Genomic DNA, 2,607 nt, shown 5'->3' with positions numbered 1-2,607 from the left:
ACTCATATTTGTAACTTTTGAAGTATCGAAGTCTAATGGTTGATTAAAGTTTTTGCACCCTACTAGCATACAACTCATATCAATTACATTTGAAGTATCAAAGTCTAATGGTTGATTAAATTTTTTACAATTATTAAACATAAAACTCATATCAATTACATTTGAAGTATAAAAGTTTATAACTTGATTAAATTTAATACAACCACTAAATAAACTACGCATATTTACTATATTTGAAGTATCAAAATTTAATTGTTGATTAAAATTCTTACAAGCAAAAAACATATAACTGATATTTTGAGCTTTTGAGGTATCAAAATCTAGTGGTTGATTAAAATTTTTACAATTAGCAAACATATAGCTCATATTTGTAACTTTTGAAGTATTAAAGTTTAAAGCTTGATTAAAATTAATACAATCTATAAACATCCCATACATTGTAATTACATTTGAAGTATTAAAGTTTAAAGCTTGATTAAATTGCTTACAACCATAAAACATATAGCTCATATCAACTACATTTGAAGTGTCAAAAATTAAATATTGGTCAAAATCTTTACAATTAAAAAACATAGCACTCATATTAGTTACATTACTTGTATCCCATTCATTTATCCCACTAAAGTCTTTTCTATTACTTTTATAAAATAATTCACTCATATCAGTAATTAAACTCGTATCAATATCGCCTAGATAAATATCATTATCTCTTACTAAGTTTTGTAATTCTTCTTTTGTGGTAGGCTTATATTTTTTCATAAAATCTCCTTTAATTTTGCTAAAGCTATATCAAATGCATTAGCTCTTTTTCTATCATAACAAACACTATTTTTACATTTAGGGCATTTAGTTGGTGGTAAATCATTTACACTTAGGCAATCGCTTTTATGAATTATCACCACTGAATACCCACAATCTTTACAAATAAACTTACTTGGCTTCGGTGCTATTGGCATTTATACTCCTTTAAAGAATTTGAAATTCCTATTTCAAATTCTTTTTATTTTTTATTTTTTCTTAGAACTAGCAAAGAAACTTAAAACTTCTTTACCTACGGCTAAAACGGTAGTAACACCAGCCATAATCTTTTCTTTGTTTTCAACAACAAAATCAACTGCTTTTCCAACACCATCACATAAGCTATCAAACCAGCTTTTTTCTATCTTTTCATCAGCTAAAGCTTTATAATCTTTTGTGGTGCTTGTTGTTTGATTTCTTGATGAATTAAAATTATTTGTATTAGGCTTTACTTTTTCGTTGCTTTTCCAGTTGTTTTTATTTTCGTTTATCTTACCTTTAAATACTGCTCTTTTTTTGCTGGGAGTATAATCAACGATGAAGTTAAGTAATTTTCCTAAATTATATGGGTTTTCTTGAATGCCATTTCTGCTCTTACCTGATGAATAATATATAGGCTCAATCCTTACGCTAGTTGTCTCATATATCCTATCACTAATTATCTTTACACTTTCATCAAGATATTTTATAAGCTCTTCTTCTGGATAAGGACTATCACCCTTCACCCAAAAATCTCCTTCTAAAGCTTGATCACACTTATTAAGTGCTATTAATATTCTATCTTTTGCGTTTTCTCCTAAGGCAGGGATTATTACATTAGTAATTAGATGATAGGTAGTGCCTAAATCACGAGTTTTTGCATCTACAATAACTAAAACTAAATCTATTAAAGCATTTCCTTTACTATCTTTTTCGTGAAGCTTTTTATTAATTTTTGCAATATGCTCACTATCTTTTATCCCATCTCCTAAACCTGGACTATCCCATAAAACAAGGTTTCTTCCTATTTCGTATTTTTTAATCTCCATTGTTTGTGGTTTGCTAGTAGTTCCGATTTCACTAAATTCTTGTTTGTATTCATCACCCATATTAAAAAGCGAATTAATAGTAGAGCTTTTGCCAACTCCTGTTCCACCTGTAATTAATATGTTTAGCTTTGTGTTTGCTAGTTTTTTGATATTTAGCTTTAGCTTAGTTTTATCTTCTTCATCTAAATCTGATTTGTTTAATATCTCATCTAATTCTGCATACTCTTCTTTAGATTCTTCTTGTTCTTTATAGTATTTCATAACTTCTGTTATATTAGGCATATCAGGTATTAATGCTGTTAAAGTTGGTTTTTGATAGTTTAAAATATCTTTTGATTTAAAGCTGATATGATATGCTTCTTCAATCAAAGCAGCTAATTTCATTCTGTTTTCTAAATCAAAATCTAAATCTTTTAATAAAATATCTAAATATCTTTTTTCAACGCATTTTGTTTCATCTTTTACAAATTGAAAAGCAAAATTATGAATACCAAGACATTTATCTTTTTCTTTAACAAAGTTTGAAATATTTTCTTTTAATATTTCTTTTTTACTTTCTTCTAGGTCTGTAAATTCTTTTAAAATTCTTTTGATTTCCATTTTTTTATCCTTTTTATTTTTAATTTTTAAATATTTGTGATTAGATAAAAAATGCTTTCTAAGTTCCTTTGAATATAAATGAGAAGTTTTGAATAAAATAAATGAAATTAAGTGATTTTATCTCTTGTAAAATCCCCCCCCCATAAAAGAAAAAATAACTTTCATTTATTCTCCTTTCTTG

The 2,607-nt window shown here is 26.7% G+C and carries 3 protein-coding genes; all 3 read right to left on the bottom strand.

What is annotated here, in order from left to right:
• On the bottom strand, positions 1-759 hold a 759-nt coding region (locus tag AVBRAN12654_RS09210; RefSeq protein ID WP_336614366.1), incomplete at its 3' end, for a BspA family leucine-rich repeat surface protein.
• Positions 756-956 (bottom strand): hypothetical protein, encoded by a 201-nt coding sequence (locus AVBRAN12654_RS09205; protein ID WP_336614365.1) that lies wholly within the window; start codon positions 954-956, stop codon positions 756-758. The genes AVBRAN12654_RS09210 and AVBRAN12654_RS09205, both read right to left, overlap by 4 nt.
• Before the next feature lie 51 nt (positions 957-1,007).
• A complete protein-coding gene (locus tag AVBRAN12654_RS09200; RefSeq protein ID WP_336614364.1) occupies positions 1,008-2,426 on the bottom strand; it encodes a GTPase family protein in 1,419 nt (472 codons plus the stop codon).
• Positions 2,427-2,607 lie beyond the last annotated feature (181 nt).

It is taken from the genome of Campylobacter sp. RM12654, from assembly GCF_020137585.1.
Lineage (GTDB): Bacteria > Campylobacterota > Campylobacteria > Campylobacterales > Campylobacteraceae > Campylobacter_E.
This window is presented reverse-complemented; position numbering and strand designations above follow the sequence as displayed.

Coding starts and splice junctions, on each gene's coding strand:
- AVBRAN12654_RS09200 (WP_336614364.1), bottom strand. CDS start 2,426: ATGGAAATCAAAAGAATTTTAAAAGAATTTACAGACCTAGAAGAAAGT.
- AVBRAN12654_RS09205 (WP_336614365.1), bottom strand. CDS start 956: ATGCCAATAGCACCGAAGCCAAGTAAGTTTATTTGTAAAGATTGTGGG.